The organism is Frankia sp. AgB32 (assembly GCF_023243045.1).
In the GTDB taxonomy this organism is placed as follows: domain Bacteria; phylum Actinomycetota; class Actinomycetes; order Frankiales; family Frankiaceae; genus Frankia.
Genome location: NZ_JALKFX010000004.1, coordinates 1 through 16,849, shown reverse-complemented (window position 1 = coordinate 16,849; position 16,849 = coordinate 1). Strand labels below are relative to the sequence as shown.

Below are 16,849 nucleotides of genomic sequence, written 5' to 3'. Positions count from 1 at the left end.
TGGCCGCGTCCTCCCGGTGCGACCGACTCGCCGCCGGCCTACGGCCATGAGGTCGGGACCTGGGCGAGCGCCGCGGGCTCGGTGACAGCCGGATCGGCGGCCGGCTGCTGCCGCGCGGGGGCTGGTGCGCCGCGCAGCAGCAGCGTCAGGCCGACGATGATGGCCACGCCTCCCGCGATCTGCGGCATCGTCGGGTGTTCGCCGAGCAGGGTGACGGCGCTCAGCGTGCCGATCACGGGGGTCAGGTTCAGCAGCTGGCTGGCCCGGGCCGCGGGCAGCTGGCCGATACCCCGGTTGAACGCGATCCCGGCCACCGCGCCGCAGAGCAGGACGCCGGCGCACGCCGCCCAGCCGGCGGCGTCGGCCGTGGTGAGCTGGCTTCCACCGCTGGCCCAGGCGACGGCGACGAACGGTGTCGCGGTCACCGCGCCGCCGGTGGTCTGCCAGGCGCTGGCGTTGAGGGCGTCGCCGTCGTCGTCGCTGTAGCGGCGGGTGGCCACGACGAACACCGAGCCCACGGCGACTCCGGCGAGGACGAGGAGATTGCCGGTGGTCGTGCCGGCGGGCTGGCCGGGCGAGCCGGGATCGAGCGCCACGAGCGCGCCACCGGCCAGCCCGAAGGCGAGCGCGACGACGGCCCGGCGGTCGGGCCGCTCGTGCAGGGCGACGACGGCCAGCAGGACGGTCAGCAGCGGCTCGGCGGCCAGCAGCAGACTGCCGTTCGACGCGCTGGTGCGGTCCAGCCCGAAATCGCCGAGCAGGTATCCCAGTCCTGGGACGAGCGCCCCGAGCAGCATCTGCCGCAGCGCGCCGCGCCGGCGCAGGCGGCCGGTGACCACCGCGGCGCCGAGTAGCACCACGGCGGCGCCGGCGAGCTCGACCGCCAGCAGATCCAGCGGCCGCACGGCGTGCAGCGCCGCCACGGACAGCGTGGTGCTCAGCCCATAGGCGGCTGCGGCCAGCAGGATCGACAGCTCGCCGGAGCGCATCCGGATGCCGGCCCCGACCCCGGCCTGGGCCTCGCACGATGCCATCGGAACCTCCCGGTCAGGGGCGCCACTCCACCGCAGCGCAACCGCTGTAACGGTTACACCGGTTACGAAGATGGTCAACCGGTTAAACGCGTACGGTGGTTACGTGGCGGAGCTGGCGGAGTGGCCCGGGATCGGGGACGAGGACCTGCTCGTCGCGGTGGCCAACACCGCGCACGGCGAGCAGGGTGAGCAGGACGAGCTGGCCGACGCGGCCGGGATGCGCACCTGGTGGTCGGGCCTGGGCCTGGGCCTGCCGGCCGGCGCCGACCCCCGGCGGCCCGACGCCGCCGAGGGCCTGGCGATGCTGCGCGCCCTGCGAGCCGTCATCCGCGGCCTGGCGCTGCGCAACAACGGCGTCGACACGGAGTTGGACACGGCCGTCCTCGACGGTCTCACCCTGCGCCTCGACCTGCGGGGCGCACCGTCCCTACGTGCCGACGGCCCCGCCGATCTCGTCCGCGACGTCGGCGCCGCGACCGTCACCGCCCTGCTGCGGGCCTGCGCGCGACCCGGCTGGCCCCGGCTCAAGGCATGTCGGGGGGAGGACTGCCGCTGGGTCTACGTCGACGCCTCCCGCAACGCCTCCCGCCGCTGGTGTGACATGGCGGCCTGCGGCAACCGCGCCAAGAGCGCGTCCTTCCGCCGCCGCCACCGCGTCGGCGACCCGACGACGTCGACGTGAGCCGCCGGAAGGCCGGCACAGGACGTCTACTGGACGGGCGAGGGGCAGCTCTCCGTCACGGTGGTCAGCCTGACCGCGGCGGTTCTGGCGCTTGTCCTCACCGGTCTGAACCCGGTCGGGGTCACGCCCTCAGCCTCGACAGCCGACGAGCCCCGCGAGGCGCGGTCCGACCAGCTCGAGAGCTGGTCGCCCGTCGATGATGTCAGGCACTGGCGGCTTTGACCCGTCCGGTCCGGGCGGCCTCGACCAGGGCGCCGTGGTCGGCCTCGTTCTGGTCGGCGTAGGCCTCCGCGAACTGCGGGACCGCCTGGTCGAACGCCTTGCCGCTGCCGAGGTAGGCAGCGATCGCGATGCGGTCGCCGGACCGCGCGTGGGCCCGGGCGAGGGTGCCGGCGCACACCCGTCCGAACAGCTCCAGGCCGTCGGGGACCATGTCCTCCGCGACGGCGACGCCCTTCCAGTCCTGCAACTGCCGGATGTAGAAGTCGCGCTGCCCGTCGACGGCGTCCACCCGCTGCCAGCCAAGGAAGATGTCGCTGGTGGCCTGCATGAGCCGTTGTCCGGCGACCACCCGCTCACCCTGGTTGTCGTACTCGCTTGCCGGCAGGTGATCGGCCAGGACCGACGTCCCGGCCTCCTTGACCTGGAGCAGGAGCGGGTCGTCGCCGTCGCGGCCGAGCAGCAGCGCGACCCAGCAGCGGGTGCCCACGCTGCCGACGCCGACGACCTTGCGCGCGAAGTCGACGAGCCGGTACTGGCCGAGCAGTGAGCGCCGGTCGGTCGACAGGGTGTCGGAGTACCGCTCGACGATCGAGCCGAGCTGTCCCATCAGCCGTTCGTGTTCGGCTCCGGCGGTGAGTTCGCCGATCGGGACGAGCAGCGGAGGGTCGGACACGAAACGCCGTTCGCCGTCCACCAGTCTGGTCAGCTTGGCGAACGCCCGCAGCCGGTCGCGTGACCGGGCCTGCGCCGCCGCCCGGGACAGGCGCCTGGAACCCCGCCGGCCCAGCAGGTCCGCGAACTGCGCGGCCAGCTCGTCGGCGTCGACGTGGGCGTACCAGACCTCGAGGTTGGTCATCGCCGCGAACCGATGCATCCACAGGCGGTACGCCCCGACCGTCGCGGTGACGATCCGGCGTCGTTCGGACGCCTTGAAGCCGTTGCCGCGGCTGGCGATGACGAGGCTGGTCGCGAGCCGCTTCACGTCCCATTCCCATGGGCCCGGGAGGGTCTCGTCGAAGTCGTTGATGTCGAACATGAGACGCCGTTCGGGCGACGCGAGGAGCCGGAAGTTGAGCATGTGCGCGTCGCCGCAGAGCTGGACCTCGATTCCCGACGTCGGCGTCCGGGCGAGGTCGGCCGCCATGATCGCGGCGGCGCCCCGGTAGAACCTGAACGGCGACTCCATCATCCGCTGGTAGCGGAGGGGGACGAGCTCGGGCAGGCGGGTCCGCGACTGCCGGTCGATCACGTCGATCGGGTCGGCCCGGTCCGGCACCGGGGCGTACTCCGCATGGGCCCGGCGTGGGGCCCGGGCCCGCGCGTTCTTTCCCCGGGCCGCGCGTTCCGCCGGTGTCGGCGGAGCCTTGTCGGCCGCTTTTGTGGCCGGCTGCCGGGGTGGGGAACCGTCCGCGGTGGAAAGCGGGAAAAATGTGGTCATGTCCGACCTCTCCGGGGCCTGTGGGAGGGCGTGTTGTCGCCGGCTTTCGAGGTGCGACGGCGCCCATCCGCGGCGATGCTGAAGGTCCGGCGATGACTGAAGGTACAGGGTCGGCGCGGTGAAAACCAGATGTCCGGCGGTTCCGCGGACCACGGGTGCAGTCGGGAGGACGCCATACTCGAGAGCCGGAAACAAAGCCGCACGCCCGGGTCGGAAGCGGGCGTGGGCCGGCAATCCGTTCTTCTGACGTTGGCGGCCGCCCAGTTCCTCATGACTCTCGACAGCTCGGTCATGAACGTGTCGATTGCGACCGTGGCCGCGGATCTGAACACCACGGTCACCGGGATACAGACCGCCATCACCTTCTACACCCTGGTGATGGCGGCATTTATGATTACCGGCGGAATGCTCGGTCAGATCCTCGGTCATCGGCGGGCCTTCGCCATCGGCTGCGTCATCTACGGCTGTGGGTCGTTGACGACCTCCCTTGCGGGGAATCTCACGGTTCTGACGCTCGGCTGGTCCTTCCTCGAAGGGGCCGGTGCCGCGCTGATCATGCCGGCCGTTGTCTCTCTTGTCGCGTCGAACTTCCCCCGCGAGCGACGACCACGCGCCTACGGGCTGGTCGCGGCCGCCGGCGCGATCGCGGTCGCGACGGGCCCGCTCGTCGGCGGTGTGTTCACCACCTACCTGTCCTGGCGCTGGGTGTTCGCCGGCGAGGTCCTGGTCGTGCTCTGCATCCTGCGGATGAGCCGGGGGATAACCCAGCCACCCCCGACGGCGCGCAGGCAGCTTGACCTGGTGGGCACCGCGATGTCCGCGACCGGACTGGCTCTCGTCGTGTACGGCGTCCTCAGATCGGGAAGCTGGGGCCTGGTCCGGCCGAAGGCCGGTGCTCCCGTCTGGCTGGGACTGTCCCCGGTGATCTGGATGATCCTCGCCGGCGGAACCATTCTGCGGATCTTCCTCTGGTGGCAGGACCGCCGGCTCGCCCGGAACGCGGTGGTACTGCTCGATCCCGCGTTGCTGCGAAACCAGACCCTGCGGGCCGGGCTCACGTCGTTCTTCTTCCAGTACCTGCTTCAGGCCGGCCTGTTCTTCGTCGTGCCGCTGTACCTGTCCGTGGCGATCGGACTCTCGGCGGTCGGGACCGGCGTGCGCCTGCTACCACTGTCCGTCGCCCTGCTGGTGGCAGCGGTCGGTGTTCCCCGTGTCCTTCCCCGTGCCGCACCGCGGCGCGTCGTGCGCACCGGCTTCCTCGCGCTGTTCGCCAGCATCGTGATCCTGGTCGCGGCGCTGGACGTCGGCGCCGGGCCCGAGATCGTGACGTGGCCGCTGCTGCTCGCGGGCCTCGGGGTTGGAGCGTTGGCATCGCAACTCGGCAGCGTCACCGTGTCCGCCGTGGCCGACGAGCACAGCGGTGAGGTCGGTGGGGTGCAGAACACGGTGACGAACCTGGGGGCCTCGATCGGTACCGCGGCGGCCGGAGCAGTCCTCATATCGGCGTTGACCACATCGTTTCTCACGGTTGTCCAGCAGAATCCTGCCGTGCCGCCGGACCTGGTCGCCCATTCCCAGGTGCAACTGGAGAAAGGCGTCCCGTTCGTGTCCGACAGGGAGCTGGAAACCCGCCTCGGGGGAGCCGGCCTCCCCGCGGAGACCACCGCGGCGATCGTCTCCGACAATGCGAAGTCCCGCATTGTCGGCCTGCGCGCGTCGCTGTCCCTGCTCGCCGTCCTCGCGCTGGCGGGTCTGTTCCTCACCCGGCGAATCCCGACCCGGCAGCCGACGTCGGCGCCGGTGGCCGACACCGCCGCCTGACCCTTTCGTGGCTGGCGGCGGTGGACCTCAACGCTGGCGGAGGGTCGCCAGCCGGCAGCCGGGATGTGGAACAGCCGCTAGCGTTCGGCCCGCAGGCTGATGTTGTCGACCTGGATCCAGTCCCCGCCGGGGGTGTTCACTCCCCAAAGGCCGACGTACACCGTGGCCTGCGTGTGGTTGGTGGAGTTGAACCGCACGGTGAGCTGCTGGTAATCGGATCCGGTGAAGCCAAAGTGCGCTTCCCCGCGCGGCGGCCACTCACCGGACAGTCGTGCTCCGAAGAAGCCGGTGTTGACATTTTTCGACGTGCGGACCCAGCCGGTCAGCACGTACGACGTCCCGGGTGTTACGGGGACGTTCTGCAGAACAGCGTTCCAGTTGCGGCCGGTGGACCAGGTGAAGCCATTGTTCTGGCCGCTCTGGGCATTGTGGAGGTTTCGGTCCACGCCCTTCCAGTCGGTGCCCTCGGTGAACCAGGGCGTATTCACCGCCGAGCTTCCCTGGGCCTCGAAGCCGCCGTCGAGAACCGGGTCCACGCGGAAGTCGAAGCCAGGTGCATCGCCGTCGAACCGGTGCAGCGGGGTTCCGGACACGAGGAGCTTTCCAGCCGGGACCCAACGCCCGAGGACGAAGTCCTCGAACTGATAGGTCAGCCAGTCGAGGTCCCAGTTGTCGTAGACACCGCCGAAGGCATTGGTGGTGGCCAGTCGAAGCCCGGTCACCTCGTCGGCCTGGATCTGTTCGTTGGTGACGCAGATTATTACTTCCCTCGTGCTGTGCGCCGGCCAGTTCTCGCCCTTGTTGACGTTGGGCACCAGGAGCGGCTGATGCAGCCGACTGATGAGCGTCACGTCCAGGTTGTCGTCCCCCCACCAGTTGTTACCGCGCAGGTCGTCCTCGCCGGTCCGGAAGAACAGATGGATGCGGTGGCCGTAGCCGGACGGCTCGCGGTCACAGTTCAGCGCCGGGGTCGCGGCCCGGGCGGCGGTCGGGTGCGACAGGGTCAGACCCGCCAGCACGGCGAGCAGTAGCAGGAGCGGTAGTAGCCGCGGGCGCTGCCGGAGGCGAAGGTTGTTGGCTGACATGTACTTCACTCCTCGTCGTCATGAGACGATTGATCGATGGCCAAAACAGCCGATGACGTGTAGCTGAACAAATCCGAGCCGCCTCGGACCGGTTCGGGAAACGGCTGGCCGTCGGCGTGGTGATTCGGTACCGGTGAGCGTTGTTACAGAGAAGGCATGTCGTGACAGTACGGATGGCTACCGATCGCGCACACCAGGCGATCCGGGTGTCCATCTGGGGGATATCCCGAACCGGGACGGACGGGGGAGCAGGGACGATGCCGGCGGAGTCGCGTGGGACGGCGGATGGCAGGGTGGACGCGCGCCCGCTGGAAGCGCCCCCCGATGGTCAGGGGGCGTCGGGCTCGGTGCGGCAAGGCATCGGGAAGGACAGCGCGGTCGGGAGAATGCGCGGATGATCGCGGACGCGCTGACCCGCTCACCGGGGTGGGACAGCCTGCCACTGCGCGTCGGCGGGGTGTCGCTGCTTCTGACCGGCCTGATCTCCCTGGCCCGTCCCGCCGCTGAGCGCGTGAGCGTCCTCATGGCGCTGTGTGGGGCCAGCACCTTTCTCGGCGATCTGCGTTACAGCTCGGTCCCGGTGCTCTTCGCCGTCGGATTCTGGCTGTCGTACCTCTACGCCGGACTGCTGGGGCACCTGGCCCTGTCGTTCCCGAACGGTCGCCTCGCCGTGCGCGTCGACCGCGCACTCGCGGCCTGCGGCTACCTGGTGGCCGTCGGAAGCCAGGTCGCCCAGTACGTCGTGGACCATGCGCGCTACCCATGGCTTGACCGCTGGCAGGAGAACACGACCACCGACCGGGCGGGGAGCCTGGCGTTCTGCGTCGTCGCGCTGGCCATCGGTGGCCGTCTGATCGGACGGTGGCGGCACGCGAGCCGGCCGGAGCGCCGGCTGTCCGCCGCGACGTGGGCGCTTGTGGTCGCCGGGGCCACAGCCGCCGTCGGCGGCGCCGTCGCCAGCGCCACCGGCGCGCCCGCCCTCCTCCGTCTCGTCCTGCTGGCGCTGTTCGCCATCACCGCCGGCCTACTGCCGATCGGACTGCTGCTCGGCGTGGCGCGGGTCCATCTGGCCCGCGGACGGACCGCCAGCTTCATCGTCGAGCTGCGGGACGATCCGGATCCCCGGCACCTGCGGGACGCCATGGCGCGGGTGCTCGGCGATCCCAGCGTCGACCTCGCGTTCCGGTTGCTCGACGGCTCCGGTTGGGTTGACATCACCGGGCAGGCGTTCACGCCTGCGACCGCGGCGGCCAGCGGGCGGTGCCTGACCCCGGTGCGCCGGCGCGGACAGGAGCTGGCGATGCTCGCCCATGACGCGGCGCTGGCCCGGCAACGACCGCTGATGGACGTGGTACTCGCCGCCGCGGGCCTGGCGCTGGACAACGCGCGCCTGTACGCGAGCCTGCAGTCCCAGCTTGGGCAGGTCCGCGCCTCGCGGCAGCGGCTCATCCAGGCGACGTTCGAGGAACGTCACCGTATTCAGCGGGATCTCCATGACGGCGCACAGCAGCGGCTGCTGGCCATCCTGGTCATGCTCGACAGCACCCGCCACGCGCTGCGGGTTGCCGCGGCCGACGACAGCGTGGCGGACGCCGGCGTGGCGGACGCGGGCCGCGCGACGGGACTCGGCCGCGCGACCGAGATGGTCAGCCGGGCCCATCGGGAGCTCGAGCAGGCCATCGGGGGGCTTCGGGACCTCGCCCACGGCATCTACCCGAGCATCCTGGTGGAGCAGGGGCTGGCCGCTGCGGTGGAGATGGTCATCGACCACGCTCCCTGCCCCGTTGTCGCGACCGTGTCCGCCGGCCGCTGGCCGCGGGACGTCGAAGTCAACGCCTACTTCGTCATCACCGAAGCTCTCGCCAACGTCTACAAGCACGCGGCCGCGAGCTACGCCTCGGTCGTGGTCGAGTCGCGGCCGGGCCGGCTGGCTGTCACGATCACCGACGACGGCTGCGGCGGCGCGCTGCTCGGCGCCGGAGTCGGACTGCGCAACCTGCACGACCGGGTGGCCGCTGTCGGTGGCCAGGTCGAGCTGCGCAGCCCGGCCGGCGAGGGAACCCAGGTCGCCGTCACGTTCCCGGTGGGAGACGCGGCGGTGGCCCCGGCCGTCCACACCACATGACATCACCGGCCTCGTCGCGGGAGTACGTGTGCGCGTAGTCATCGGTGAGGATGGAGAGCTACTGCTCGACACGCTCACCTGCGCGTTGGAGCAGCGGGGCGTCGATGTCGTCGGCCAGGCCCGCAGCCTGCCCGAAGTCCTGGCCATGGTGGAGCAGGCGTCCCCCGAGGTGGTGATCCTCGATATTCGGATGCCTCCGACCCATCGCGACGAGGGCATCCTGGCCGCCGAGCGGATCCGGCTGCGTCGCCCGGAGATCGGGCTGCTCGTCCTGTCCGACCACGCCGAGACTGCTTACGCGGAGCGGCTGCTCAACATGCAGGAGGACACCCGGGCCGTCGGCTACGTCACCAAGGCGCGCGTGGGCAACGTCGACAGCCTGCTCGAGGCGCTGCGCCGGGTGCGGGCCGGCGAGATCGTGATCGATCCGGGAATCATCGACAGGCTGATGTCCCGGCGCCGGCGGCGTAATCCGCTCGATCGGCTGACAGCGCAGGAACGCCGGGTGCTCGCCCTGGTGGCCGAGGGCCGAACCAACCGGGGAGTGGCCGATGAGCTGGGCTGCACCGCGGGTACGGTCGAGAAGCACCTGACGTCGATCAACGACAAGCTGGGCCTGCGGCAGGTGGACACGGTCACCGTCAACATCCGGGTGCTGGCGGTGCTCACCTACCTGCGCCACGAGGATGCCGGTTGAGGGGCTCGCCTGCCCGCAGCGGACCGAGAAAGGGAGAAGGAACCCCGATCCTCGCCACTCTTAACGTATAGCGCACCTGGGGGCTTGCGGCAAGACCCGGTGCCTGCCCCAGAATCACCGGCCGGAGCGGAATCCGGGGAGAGGAGAGTCGCGACGTGCAGGTGTTGTGGTCGACGTACGGGATGGATGAGGGGGCCGGGTCGGATCCGGGTCCTGTGGTACGGCGGCGGGCGGCCGCCGTGGCGTCGCGGGAGCTGATGCCGTGAACCCCCTCGCCACCAGCGCGTTCGACCTCCCTGAGCGGCTCGCCGCCAAGGCCGACCCGAGCCTGATCGCCGACGACGAGCAGCACTTCGCCGACATCGCGGGCAGCCTCGAGGAGTTGATCGCCGACCTGTCCGCCCGGCTCGACGCCGAGCGGCAGGCCCCCGGCGGCAAGGGCCAGGCGGCGCTGGACCGGGACCTGGAGATCCATCGGCTGACCGCCCGGCTGCGGACCCTGCGCCGTTTCGGGCTGGACCTGTGCCTCGGGCGCATCGTCCACGCGGACGACCCCGAGCCGCTGTACATCGGCCGCCTCGGCCTCTCCGACAGCGCGGGTCGTCGGCTGCTGCTCGACTGGCGGTCCCCGGCGGCCGAGCCGTTCTTCGGCGCCACCCACGCCAACCCGATGGGCCTGGCGAGCCGTCGCCGGTACCGCTGGAGCCGGGGGCGGATCAGCGACTACTGGGAGGAGGTGTTCACCGCCGACGGGCTCGACGGGCATGCCGCCCTCGACGACCAGTCCGCCTTCATCGCGAGCCTCGGCGCCGACCGCACCGCCCGGATGCGCGACGTGCTCGGCACCATCCAGTCCGACCAGGACGCCATCATCCGCGCCGGTTCGCGCGGCGCGCTCGTCGTCGACGGTGGCCCGGGCACGGGCAAGACCGTCGTCGCGCTGCACCGCTCGGCCTACCTGCTCTACGCCGACCCCCGCGTCGGGCAGCGCCGCAGCGGCGGCGTGCTGGTCGTCGGCCCGCACCGGCCGTACCTGACCTACGTCGGTGACGTGCTGCCCAGCCTCGGCGAGGACGGCGTACAGACCTGCACCCTGCGTGACCTCGTCGCCGAGGGGGCAGCCGCGGCGGTGGAGACCGAGCCGCGGGTCGCCCGGCTGAAGTCGGACGCGGACCTGGTGAGGGCGATCGAGAAGGCCGTCCGGTTCTACGAGGAGCCGCCCACCATCACCCTGACCGTCACGACCGACTGGTCCGACCTTCAGCTCGACGCCGACGACTGGGCGGAGGCGTTCGAGGCGGCGGAACCCGGCACCGCCCACAACGACGCGCGCGCGGACATCCTCGAAGCGCTGGTCACGACGTTGCGGGACAAGCACGAGCAGCGGGACAACCACGGCGACGTCCCGGCGAACCTGTTCCGGCGGTCCGTGCTGCGTGATCGGGGGCTGATCGCGACCCTCAACCAGGCGTGGCCGATGCTCGAGGCGGCCGACATCGTCGCGGACCTCTGGTCGGTGCCCGCCTACCTGCGGATGTGCGCCCCCTGGCTCGGCCCCGACGACCTGCGCGCGCTGCGGCGCCCGCAACCGCGGGCCTGGACCGTGTCCGACCTGCCGCTGCTGGACGCGGCCCGGGCGCGCCTCGGCGACCCGGCGGCGTCCCGGCGGCGGCGCCAGCACGCGGCCGCCGTCGCCTCGGAACGCGAGCGGATGGCCAGGGTCGTCGACAACCTGCTCGAAGCCGACGACGACGGCGAGGGAGCGGTGACGATGCTGTACGGCGACGACCTTCGCAGTGTCCTGGTCGACGACTCCGCGCTGCCGAGTGCCGACGCGGACCAGCTCGCCGGGCCGTTCGCGCACATCGTCGTCGACGAGGCGCAGGAGCTGACCGACGCGGAGTGGCAGATGCTGCTGGCCCGCTGTCCGTCCCGCAGCTTCACCATCGTCGGGGACCGCGCCCAGGCCCGGCACGGCTTCACCGAGCCGTGGCGGGAACGCCTCGCCCGCGTCGGCCTCGACGAGGTGACGATCGCCTCGCTGACCATCAACTACCGGACGCCCCAGGAGGTGATGGCGGTGGCCGAGCCGGTGATCCGGGCGGCGCTGCCGGACGCCAACGTGCCGACCTCCGTGCGCACCAGCGGCATCCCTGTCGGCCACGGATCGACCTCGGAGCTGCCCGCGATCCTCGAGCGCTGGCTCGCCGCCCACGCCGGCGGGGTGGCCTGCGTCATCGGCGATCCGGCGAACGCGTCGACAGCCCGGGTCCGGTCCCTGTCGCCGGAGCTCGCGAAGGGACTCGAGTTCGACCTCGTCGTCCTCGTCGACCCGGACCGGTTCGGCGACGGCATCGAGGGAGCGGTCGACCGTTACGTCGCGATGACCAGGGCGACTCGGCAGCTCGTCATGCTCACGAGTACCTGACGAGGAGCCTGCGAGCGGTGGCGGAAGCGGGTGGTGTTGATGGCGTTGCCTGCTCCGCCGGGCGCGTCAGCCGCCGACTGGGATAGCACTGGGGTCGTGCAACCCCTACCGGTCATCATCGTTCACCGCGACCAGCCTGAACGACTGCTGGACACCATCGACGCGTTCCGCGCCCAGGACATCCCGGTCGTGATCACGGTCGTCGACAACGGGTCCGCGGTCGTGCCGCCGATCGAGGCCCCGGACGTCACCGTCGTGCTGGCCGGTGCGAACCTGGGATTCGGCGCGGCGGCCAACATCGGCTACCGCGCGTTCCTCGCCGACCCGGACGCGGGGGAGTGGGTGGCCCTCGCCCCGCACGACGCGGTGCCCGAGCCCACCTGCCTCAGCCACATGCTGGCGGTGCTCGCGGCCCAGCCGAGGGCGGGCCTGGCCTGCGCCGACGTCAACGACGCAATGACCCCGGTCGTCGACCCCTACCTGGGCGGAATCCTCCTGCCTGGCAGTGTCGACGCCGGCTGGCAGCCCGCCGGGCATCCGCACGGCACCCTGATGCTCGCCCGGCGCGCCTGCCTGAACGAGGTCGGAATCTTTGACGAGCGCTATTTCGCCTACTGCGAGGAGGCGGATCTCGCGATGCGGGCGAAGGCGGCCGACTGGCATTCCGGGCTGGTGCGCGGCGCGATGGTCAAGAACACCTACGTCGGTTCGGCCTCGGCGGCCATCGACTACCTGCAGCTGCGCAACACGCTGCTGCTTGTGCGGGACCACTCGGGCCGCTACCACGCGTTCGTCCGCTTCACCATCGCGCTGTGGCAGCTCGGCGCGGGCGTGCTCTCGCGCACCCGGCGCGGCCCCTACTGGAACGCCCAGGCCCGGGTACGCGGCCTGGTGGACTTCCTCCGCGGCCGTTACGGCCCGCCGCCCCAGCACCTTTTCGACCGGCGCTGACAAGTCTGAACGGAACCCCTGCCACCGGCTGTCCGCTTCTCTTCGGGAAGTCGCGGAACCGTCACCGGGAGCACAGAAATATGTCACCCTTTGATTGACCCTGATCTCTGCCGGTGACAGGGGATCTGCAGTGCTGCCCGCTGGTCTGCGATATGTACCGATTCTGCGCGCCCGGCGTGCTGAGGGGCGCGCCCTTCAGGCTCTCCCGAGGCAGGCTCGGTCTGGCCTGTGCCCCCTGCTCGTCATTCCCGGTGCGGCTGAGGACCGCAGGACGAAGGAGCCGAGGAAGACCGTCGATGAACATCTGCGCGGTCTGGTGGCGAGCATCGCTGCGTGCTGGACCGACTCGGCATTCCTCGACATGCCCGCGCTGGAGCACGAAAGGACGGCCGCCGGTGCGCATCCCCTGCAGTGCCTGGTGGGGGAGCTGGTCGAGGCTGGCGTCAAGCCGATTCCGGCAACGTCGCCGAACCGGTCGGCTGGCTACAACGTGGCTGTCGCGGCACTGCACCACCGGTACGGGATGGGAATCTGCCTCCGGCTGGCCCAGGACGAATGGCCGTCGAATGATGGCGGTGAGAGCGTCACGGACCTTCTGACGACGCTGGGGATCTCCCGTGCCGACGTGGATCTGGTTCTGGACCTGGGCACGCGAGCCGGGGACCGCGCCGCCTCTGTGGCTGTGGCATTCGGGGCGGAGCTATCGGACCTTCCGTCTGCCCGAAGCTGGCGGAGCATCACCGTCGCGGGGACATCCTTTCCATCGAGCCTCGCCGATCTGCCGGTCAACCTCACCTGCGTCGAGCGCACGGAGTGGATCTCCTACCTGGAGGTCGCCGCCGAACTTCGGGGTTTGCCACTGGCATTCGGCGACTACGCCATCGCCAATCCCGAGGCGGACGCTCGGCCTTGGCATGGGAGATACCAGAGCGCGTTCCTGCGGTACACCACCGGCAGTCAGTGGGTCATTGGGCGAAGCGCCGCGTTCTACAGCGCTCCCGACAGGCAAGGAGTGGGTGCCGAATCCATGCGGGAGGTGGCCGACCTGCTGCACTCGTCTGCGTACTTCGCCGGGCCGTGGCACTGCCCGGCGGATGCCTGGATCGCTGCGGTTGCCGACGGGGACGACAAGGGTGGAACTCCGGAGATCTGGCGTAGCCACGGAACCGTCCACCATCTGGCGACCGTCGGCGAGCAGTTGAACGACCGGTTCCCTCGGCTGTGAGCAGCGCTGATCGGCGCCGGCTCAGGCGAAGTTGGCGGCTGCCGGGCTGTGCTCGGCCGGGGGCGGGTCGTCGAGGAGGACGCGCGGGTTGAGCAGGGCGTCGGGGTCGAGGCCGTGGCGGATGGCGCGCATCATCGCGATCTCCTGGGGGGAGCGGGAGAGGTGCAGCAGGCGGCTCTTCGCACGGCCGACGCCGTGTTCGGCGCTGATGCTGCCGCGATGGGCGGCGACGAGGTGCAGCACGGCGTCGGTGACGGCCTCGGCGCGGTCGGTGGCGTTCAGGATGTTGACGTGCAGGTTGCCCTCGTTGATGTGGCCGAACAGGATCATCCGGGCCTGCGGCGCGGCGGCCGCGATGGTGGCCGGGAGCGCGGCGACGAGCTCCCCGAGGGCGGTGAGGGGAACCGCGACGTCCAGCTTCACCGGGACCCCGGCGGCGTTGATCGCCTCGGTGTGGGACTCGCGGTACGCCCACAGGGTGTGCCGGCCGCGGGTGTCGGTGGCGACGGTCGCGTCCAGCAGGACGTCGGCGTCGCAGGCATCGAGGGCGGCGAGCAGGTCGTCGGTCGGGTCGGTGCGGCTGGCGCACTCCAGCACGAGGTAGGCGGGGTGCTCCGCGGTGAACGGTGCCGCCAGGCCGGTCTTCTCCCGCACCAGCGCCAGGCCGTCGGCCAGGAACAGCTCGGCCGCCTCCAGCGTGGGCAGCCGGTTACGGGCGGTCTGCAACAGCGTCAGTGCGCCGGCGATGCCGTCGACGGCGACCAGCGCCACCGCTCGCTCGGTGAGCAGCGGGACGAGCCGCAGCCGCAGCCGGGTGATGATCCCCAGGGTGCCCTCGCTGCCGGCGAGCAGCGACGCGACGTCGTAGCCGGTGTTGTCCTTGGGTAGCCCGGCGAGGCGGCTGACGACGGAACCGTCGGCGAGGACGGCCTCGATGCCGAGGATCTGCGCCCTGGTCGTGCCGTAGCGCAGCACCCGTTCGCCGCCGGCATTGGTCGCGGCCATGCCGCCGAGGGTGGCGGAGTCACGGGCGGCGAAGTCGACGCCGAAGTCGTAGCCGGCGGCGCGGACATGGCGCTGCAGCGCGGCGAGCGTGACGCCGGCGCCGGCGGTGACCTGCCCGGCGGCCACCTCGACCGGCTCCAGCGAGGTCAGCCGCGCGGTGCTGAGCAGCACCGCGCCGTCGACGGGGACGCTCCCGCCGACGAGGCCGGTGTTGCCGCCCTGCACGCAGACGGTCACCTTTGCCCGGGCGGCCGCGGTCATCACCGCGGCGACGGCCGCGGTGTCGCCCGGCCGCACGACGCAGCTCGCCCGGCCGTGGAAACGCCCTGTCCAGTCGGTCTCGTACGACGCGACGATCGACGGGTCGGTGAGCAGGTGCGCCTCGCCGACCGCGGCGCGCAGTTCCGCGGCCAGCCCCGGTTCCAGCGCCGTCGCCGCCGGCGCGGTCACACCAGGTTCCGGACGCGGACGGTCTCGGGCATGGTGGCCAGTGAGTCGAGCAGCGCGGGCGGATGGTCGACGGCGATGTCGGTCAGCACGTAGCCGAGCTCGCCGCGGGTGTCGAGGAGCTGGCCCTCGATGTTGACCTTGTGTTCGGCGAGCAGGCTGTTGATCTTCGCGAGGACGCCGGGGACGTTGCGGTGCAGATGCGCGATGCGGTGCCGGCCCGGGCGGATCGGCAGGGCCAGGTGCGGAAGGTTCACGCTCATCGCCGTGCCGCCGTCGTCGTGGTAGTCCCGCAGCTTGCCGGCGACGTAGCGGCCGATGTCCTGCTGCGCCTCCTCGGTGGACCCGCCGATGTGCGGGGTGAGGATGACGTTGGGCAGACCGCGCAGCTCGGAGTTGAACTCCTCGCCGCGGCTCGCCGGCTCGGTCGGGAAGACGTCGACCGCGGCGCCGGCGAGGTGGCCGGACTCGATGTGCGCCCGCAGCGCGTGATGGTCGACGACGAAGCCACGGGAGAGGTTGAGGAAGATGCTGCCGGGACGCATCCGGGCGAACTGGTCCTCGCCGAACATGCCGCTGTTGCCCGCCCGGCCGTCGACGTGCAGGGTGACGACGTCGACGGTGGTGAGCAGATCGTCGAGGGTGGCGCAGCGCCGGGCGTTGCCCATCGCCAGCTTGTCGGCGGTGTCGAAGAAGTACACGCTCATCCCCAGCGCCTCGGCGAGGACGGAGAGCTGCGCGCCGATGTTGCCGTAGCCGACGATCCCGAGGCTGCGCCCGCGAACCTCGTGCGCGGCCTGCGCGGACTTGTCCCAGAGGCCGGCGTGCATGCCGGCGTTCTTCACGGTCAGCCGCCGGGTCAGCGCGATGATCTCGGCCAGCGCCAGCTCGACGACGCTGCGGGTGTTCGAGAACGGCGCGTTGAACACCGCGATGCCGCGCTCGGCGGCGGCGCCGAGGGCCACCTGGTTGGTGCCGATGCAGAACGCGCCGACGGCGAGCAGGTCCGGCGCCTCGTCGAGGACGGACTCGGTGACCTCCGTCTTGGACCGGATGCCCAGCATCTGCACGCCGGCCAGCGCGTCGATCAGCTCCCGCTGGTCGAGCGCGCGGTCCAGCGTCTCGACGGAGGCGCCCGCGGCTCGCAGGATCGCCGCAGCGTCCGGATGAACACTCTCAAGCAACAACGCGCGCACGGCGGCAACCCTCGCTGGTCGGTGGCAGTACCGCCATCAGTCTAAGGAGTGCCCGGGCGCCGCCTCCCGGCCACGAGGGACGCCCGGCCTGGCGCTGGAACGGCCGCGGTCGGCAGGGACGCGATCATCGATTTCCCCGATACCGTTCGGCCGCCTTATCCGCACCCGTTCGGCATGCTTTTTCCTCGCTCCTTCTTCTGGTTCCGGCAACCCGAAAGAGCGGTGCTGCGCACTTCGCGGCGGAGGGAATGGAAATCCGGCGGAGTCCGTCGTCATACCGATGAAATTACCGTGCTGGCGATTGTTGTTGATCTCTCGGGTAGGCGGTCCTGTGGTGGAAAGTGATCGTCGCGGGACCGGTGTGGCGCGGGGTCGGCGGGGGCCCCCCCCCCCCGCCCCCCCCCCCGCCCGGGCGCCCGACCCCCGCCCCGGAAGATCCCTATCGGCGCGGTTCCAATCCACGCGGCGGCCGGGCCGATGCGTATGCCCAGTC

Annotated in this window: 12 protein-coding genes; 7 read left to right on the top strand and 5 right to left on the bottom strand. The window is 71.2% G+C overall.

Annotated features, from left to right (window positions below; genetic code table 11):
• Positions 1–38: 38 nt before the first annotated feature.
• Entirely contained in the window at positions 39–1,034 is a 996-nt protein-coding gene (locus MXD60_RS02220; RefSeq protein WP_248817145.1) for a DMT family transporter, read from the bottom strand.
• A gap of 103 nt (positions 1,035–1,137) precedes the next feature.
• On the opposite strand from MXD60_RS02220, the gene MXD60_RS02215 reads away from it, so the two are divergent.
• A complete protein-coding gene (locus MXD60_RS02215; RefSeq protein ID WP_248817143.1) occupies positions 1,138–1,716 on the top strand; it encodes a CGNR zinc finger domain-containing protein in 579 nt (192 codons plus the stop codon).
• 202 nt (positions 1,717–1,918) lie between these two features.
• On the opposite strand, the gene MXD60_RS02210 is transcribed toward MXD60_RS02215, so the two are convergent.
• The gene (locus MXD60_RS02210; protein WP_248817141.1) at positions 1,919–3,376 is read right to left on the bottom strand and encodes a DUF2252 domain-containing protein; all 1,458 of its coding nucleotides are present in this window, start codon (positions 3,374–3,376) and stop codon (positions 1,919–1,921) included.
• Between the two features lie 222 nt (positions 3,377–3,598).
• On the opposite strand from MXD60_RS02210, the gene MXD60_RS02205 reads away from it, so the two are divergent.
• The gene (locus tag MXD60_RS02205) at positions 3,599–5,197 is read left to right on the top strand and encodes an MFS transporter (protein ID WP_308222337.1); all 1,599 of its coding nucleotides are present in this window, start codon (positions 3,599–3,601) and stop codon (positions 5,195–5,197) included.
• A gap of 77 nt (positions 5,198–5,274) precedes the next feature.
• Here MXD60_RS02205 and MXD60_RS02200 read toward each other — a convergent pair whose 3' ends face one another.
• Positions 5,275–6,282 (bottom strand): hypothetical protein, encoded by a 1,008-nt coding sequence (locus tag MXD60_RS02200; protein ID WP_248817139.1) that lies wholly within the window; start codon positions 6,280–6,282, stop codon positions 5,275–5,277.
• A 394-nt stretch (positions 6,283–6,676) separates the two neighbouring features.
• Here MXD60_RS02200 and MXD60_RS02195 point away from each other — a divergent pair, with 394 nt between their 5' ends.
• The 5 genes from MXD60_RS02195 (at position 6,677) to MXD60_RS02175 (ending at position 13,708) form a co-directional block, all read left to right on the top strand.
• Positions 6,677–8,407 (top strand): sensor histidine kinase, encoded by a 1,731-nt coding sequence (locus MXD60_RS02195; RefSeq protein WP_248817137.1) that lies wholly within the window; start codon positions 6,677–6,679, stop codon positions 8,405–8,407.
• 28 nt (positions 8,408–8,435) lie between these two features.
• On the top strand, positions 8,436–9,104 hold the full coding sequence (locus MXD60_RS02190; protein ID WP_248817134.1) for a response regulator: 669 nt from the start codon (positions 8,436–8,438) through the stop codon (positions 9,102–9,104).
• 262 nt (positions 9,105–9,366) lie between these two features.
• On the top strand, positions 9,367–11,532 hold the full coding sequence (helR, locus tag MXD60_RS02185; protein WP_248817133.1) for an RNA polymerase recycling motor ATPase HelR: 2,166 nt from the start codon (positions 9,367–9,369) through the stop codon (positions 11,530–11,532).
• A 96-nt stretch (positions 11,533–11,628) separates the two neighbouring features.
• Positions 11,629–12,483: a glycosyltransferase gene (locus MXD60_RS02180; RefSeq protein WP_248817132.1), complete on the top strand. Its 855-nt coding sequence runs from the start codon at positions 11,629–11,631 to the stop codon at positions 12,481–12,483.
• Between the two features lie 130 nt (positions 12,484–12,613).
• Complete coding sequence (locus MXD60_RS02175; RefSeq protein WP_248817131.1) at positions 12,614–13,708, top strand: beta family protein; 1,095 nt, start codon at positions 12,614–12,616, stop codon at positions 13,706–13,708.
• A 21-nt stretch (positions 13,709–13,729) separates the two neighbouring features.
• On the opposite strand, the gene MXD60_RS02170 is transcribed toward MXD60_RS02175, so the two are convergent.
• Together MXD60_RS02170 and serA are read right to left on the bottom strand one after the other, a co-directional pair.
• Positions 13,730–15,163, bottom strand: a complete 1,434-nt coding sequence (locus tag MXD60_RS02170; RefSeq protein WP_248817130.1) for an FAD-binding oxidoreductase — start codon at positions 15,161–15,163, stop codon at positions 13,730–13,732.
• Positions 15,160–16,356: a phosphoglycerate dehydrogenase gene (gene serA, locus MXD60_RS02165; protein ID WP_248817129.1), complete on the bottom strand. Its 1,197-nt coding sequence runs from the start codon at positions 16,354–16,356 to the stop codon at positions 15,160–15,162. The genes MXD60_RS02170 and serA overlap by 4 nt, the downstream gene beginning before the upstream one ends.
• Between the last annotated feature and the right edge of the window lie 493 nt (positions 16,357–16,849).

Coding starts and splice junctions, on each gene's coding strand:
- MXD60_RS02220 (WP_248817145.1), bottom strand. CDS start 1,034: ATGGCATCGTGCGAGGCCCAGGCCGGGGTCGGGGCCGGCATCCGGATG.
- MXD60_RS02210 (WP_248817141.1), bottom strand. CDS start 3,376: ATGACCACATTTTTCCCGCTTTCCACCGCGGACGGTTCCCCACCCCGG.
- MXD60_RS02200 (WP_248817139.1), bottom strand. CDS start 6,282: ATGTCAGCCAACAACCTTCGCCTCCGGCAGCGCCCGCGGCTACTACCG.
- MXD60_RS02195 (WP_248817137.1), top strand. CDS start 6,677: ATGATCGCGGACGCGCTGACCCGCTCACCGGGGTGGGACAGCCTGCCA.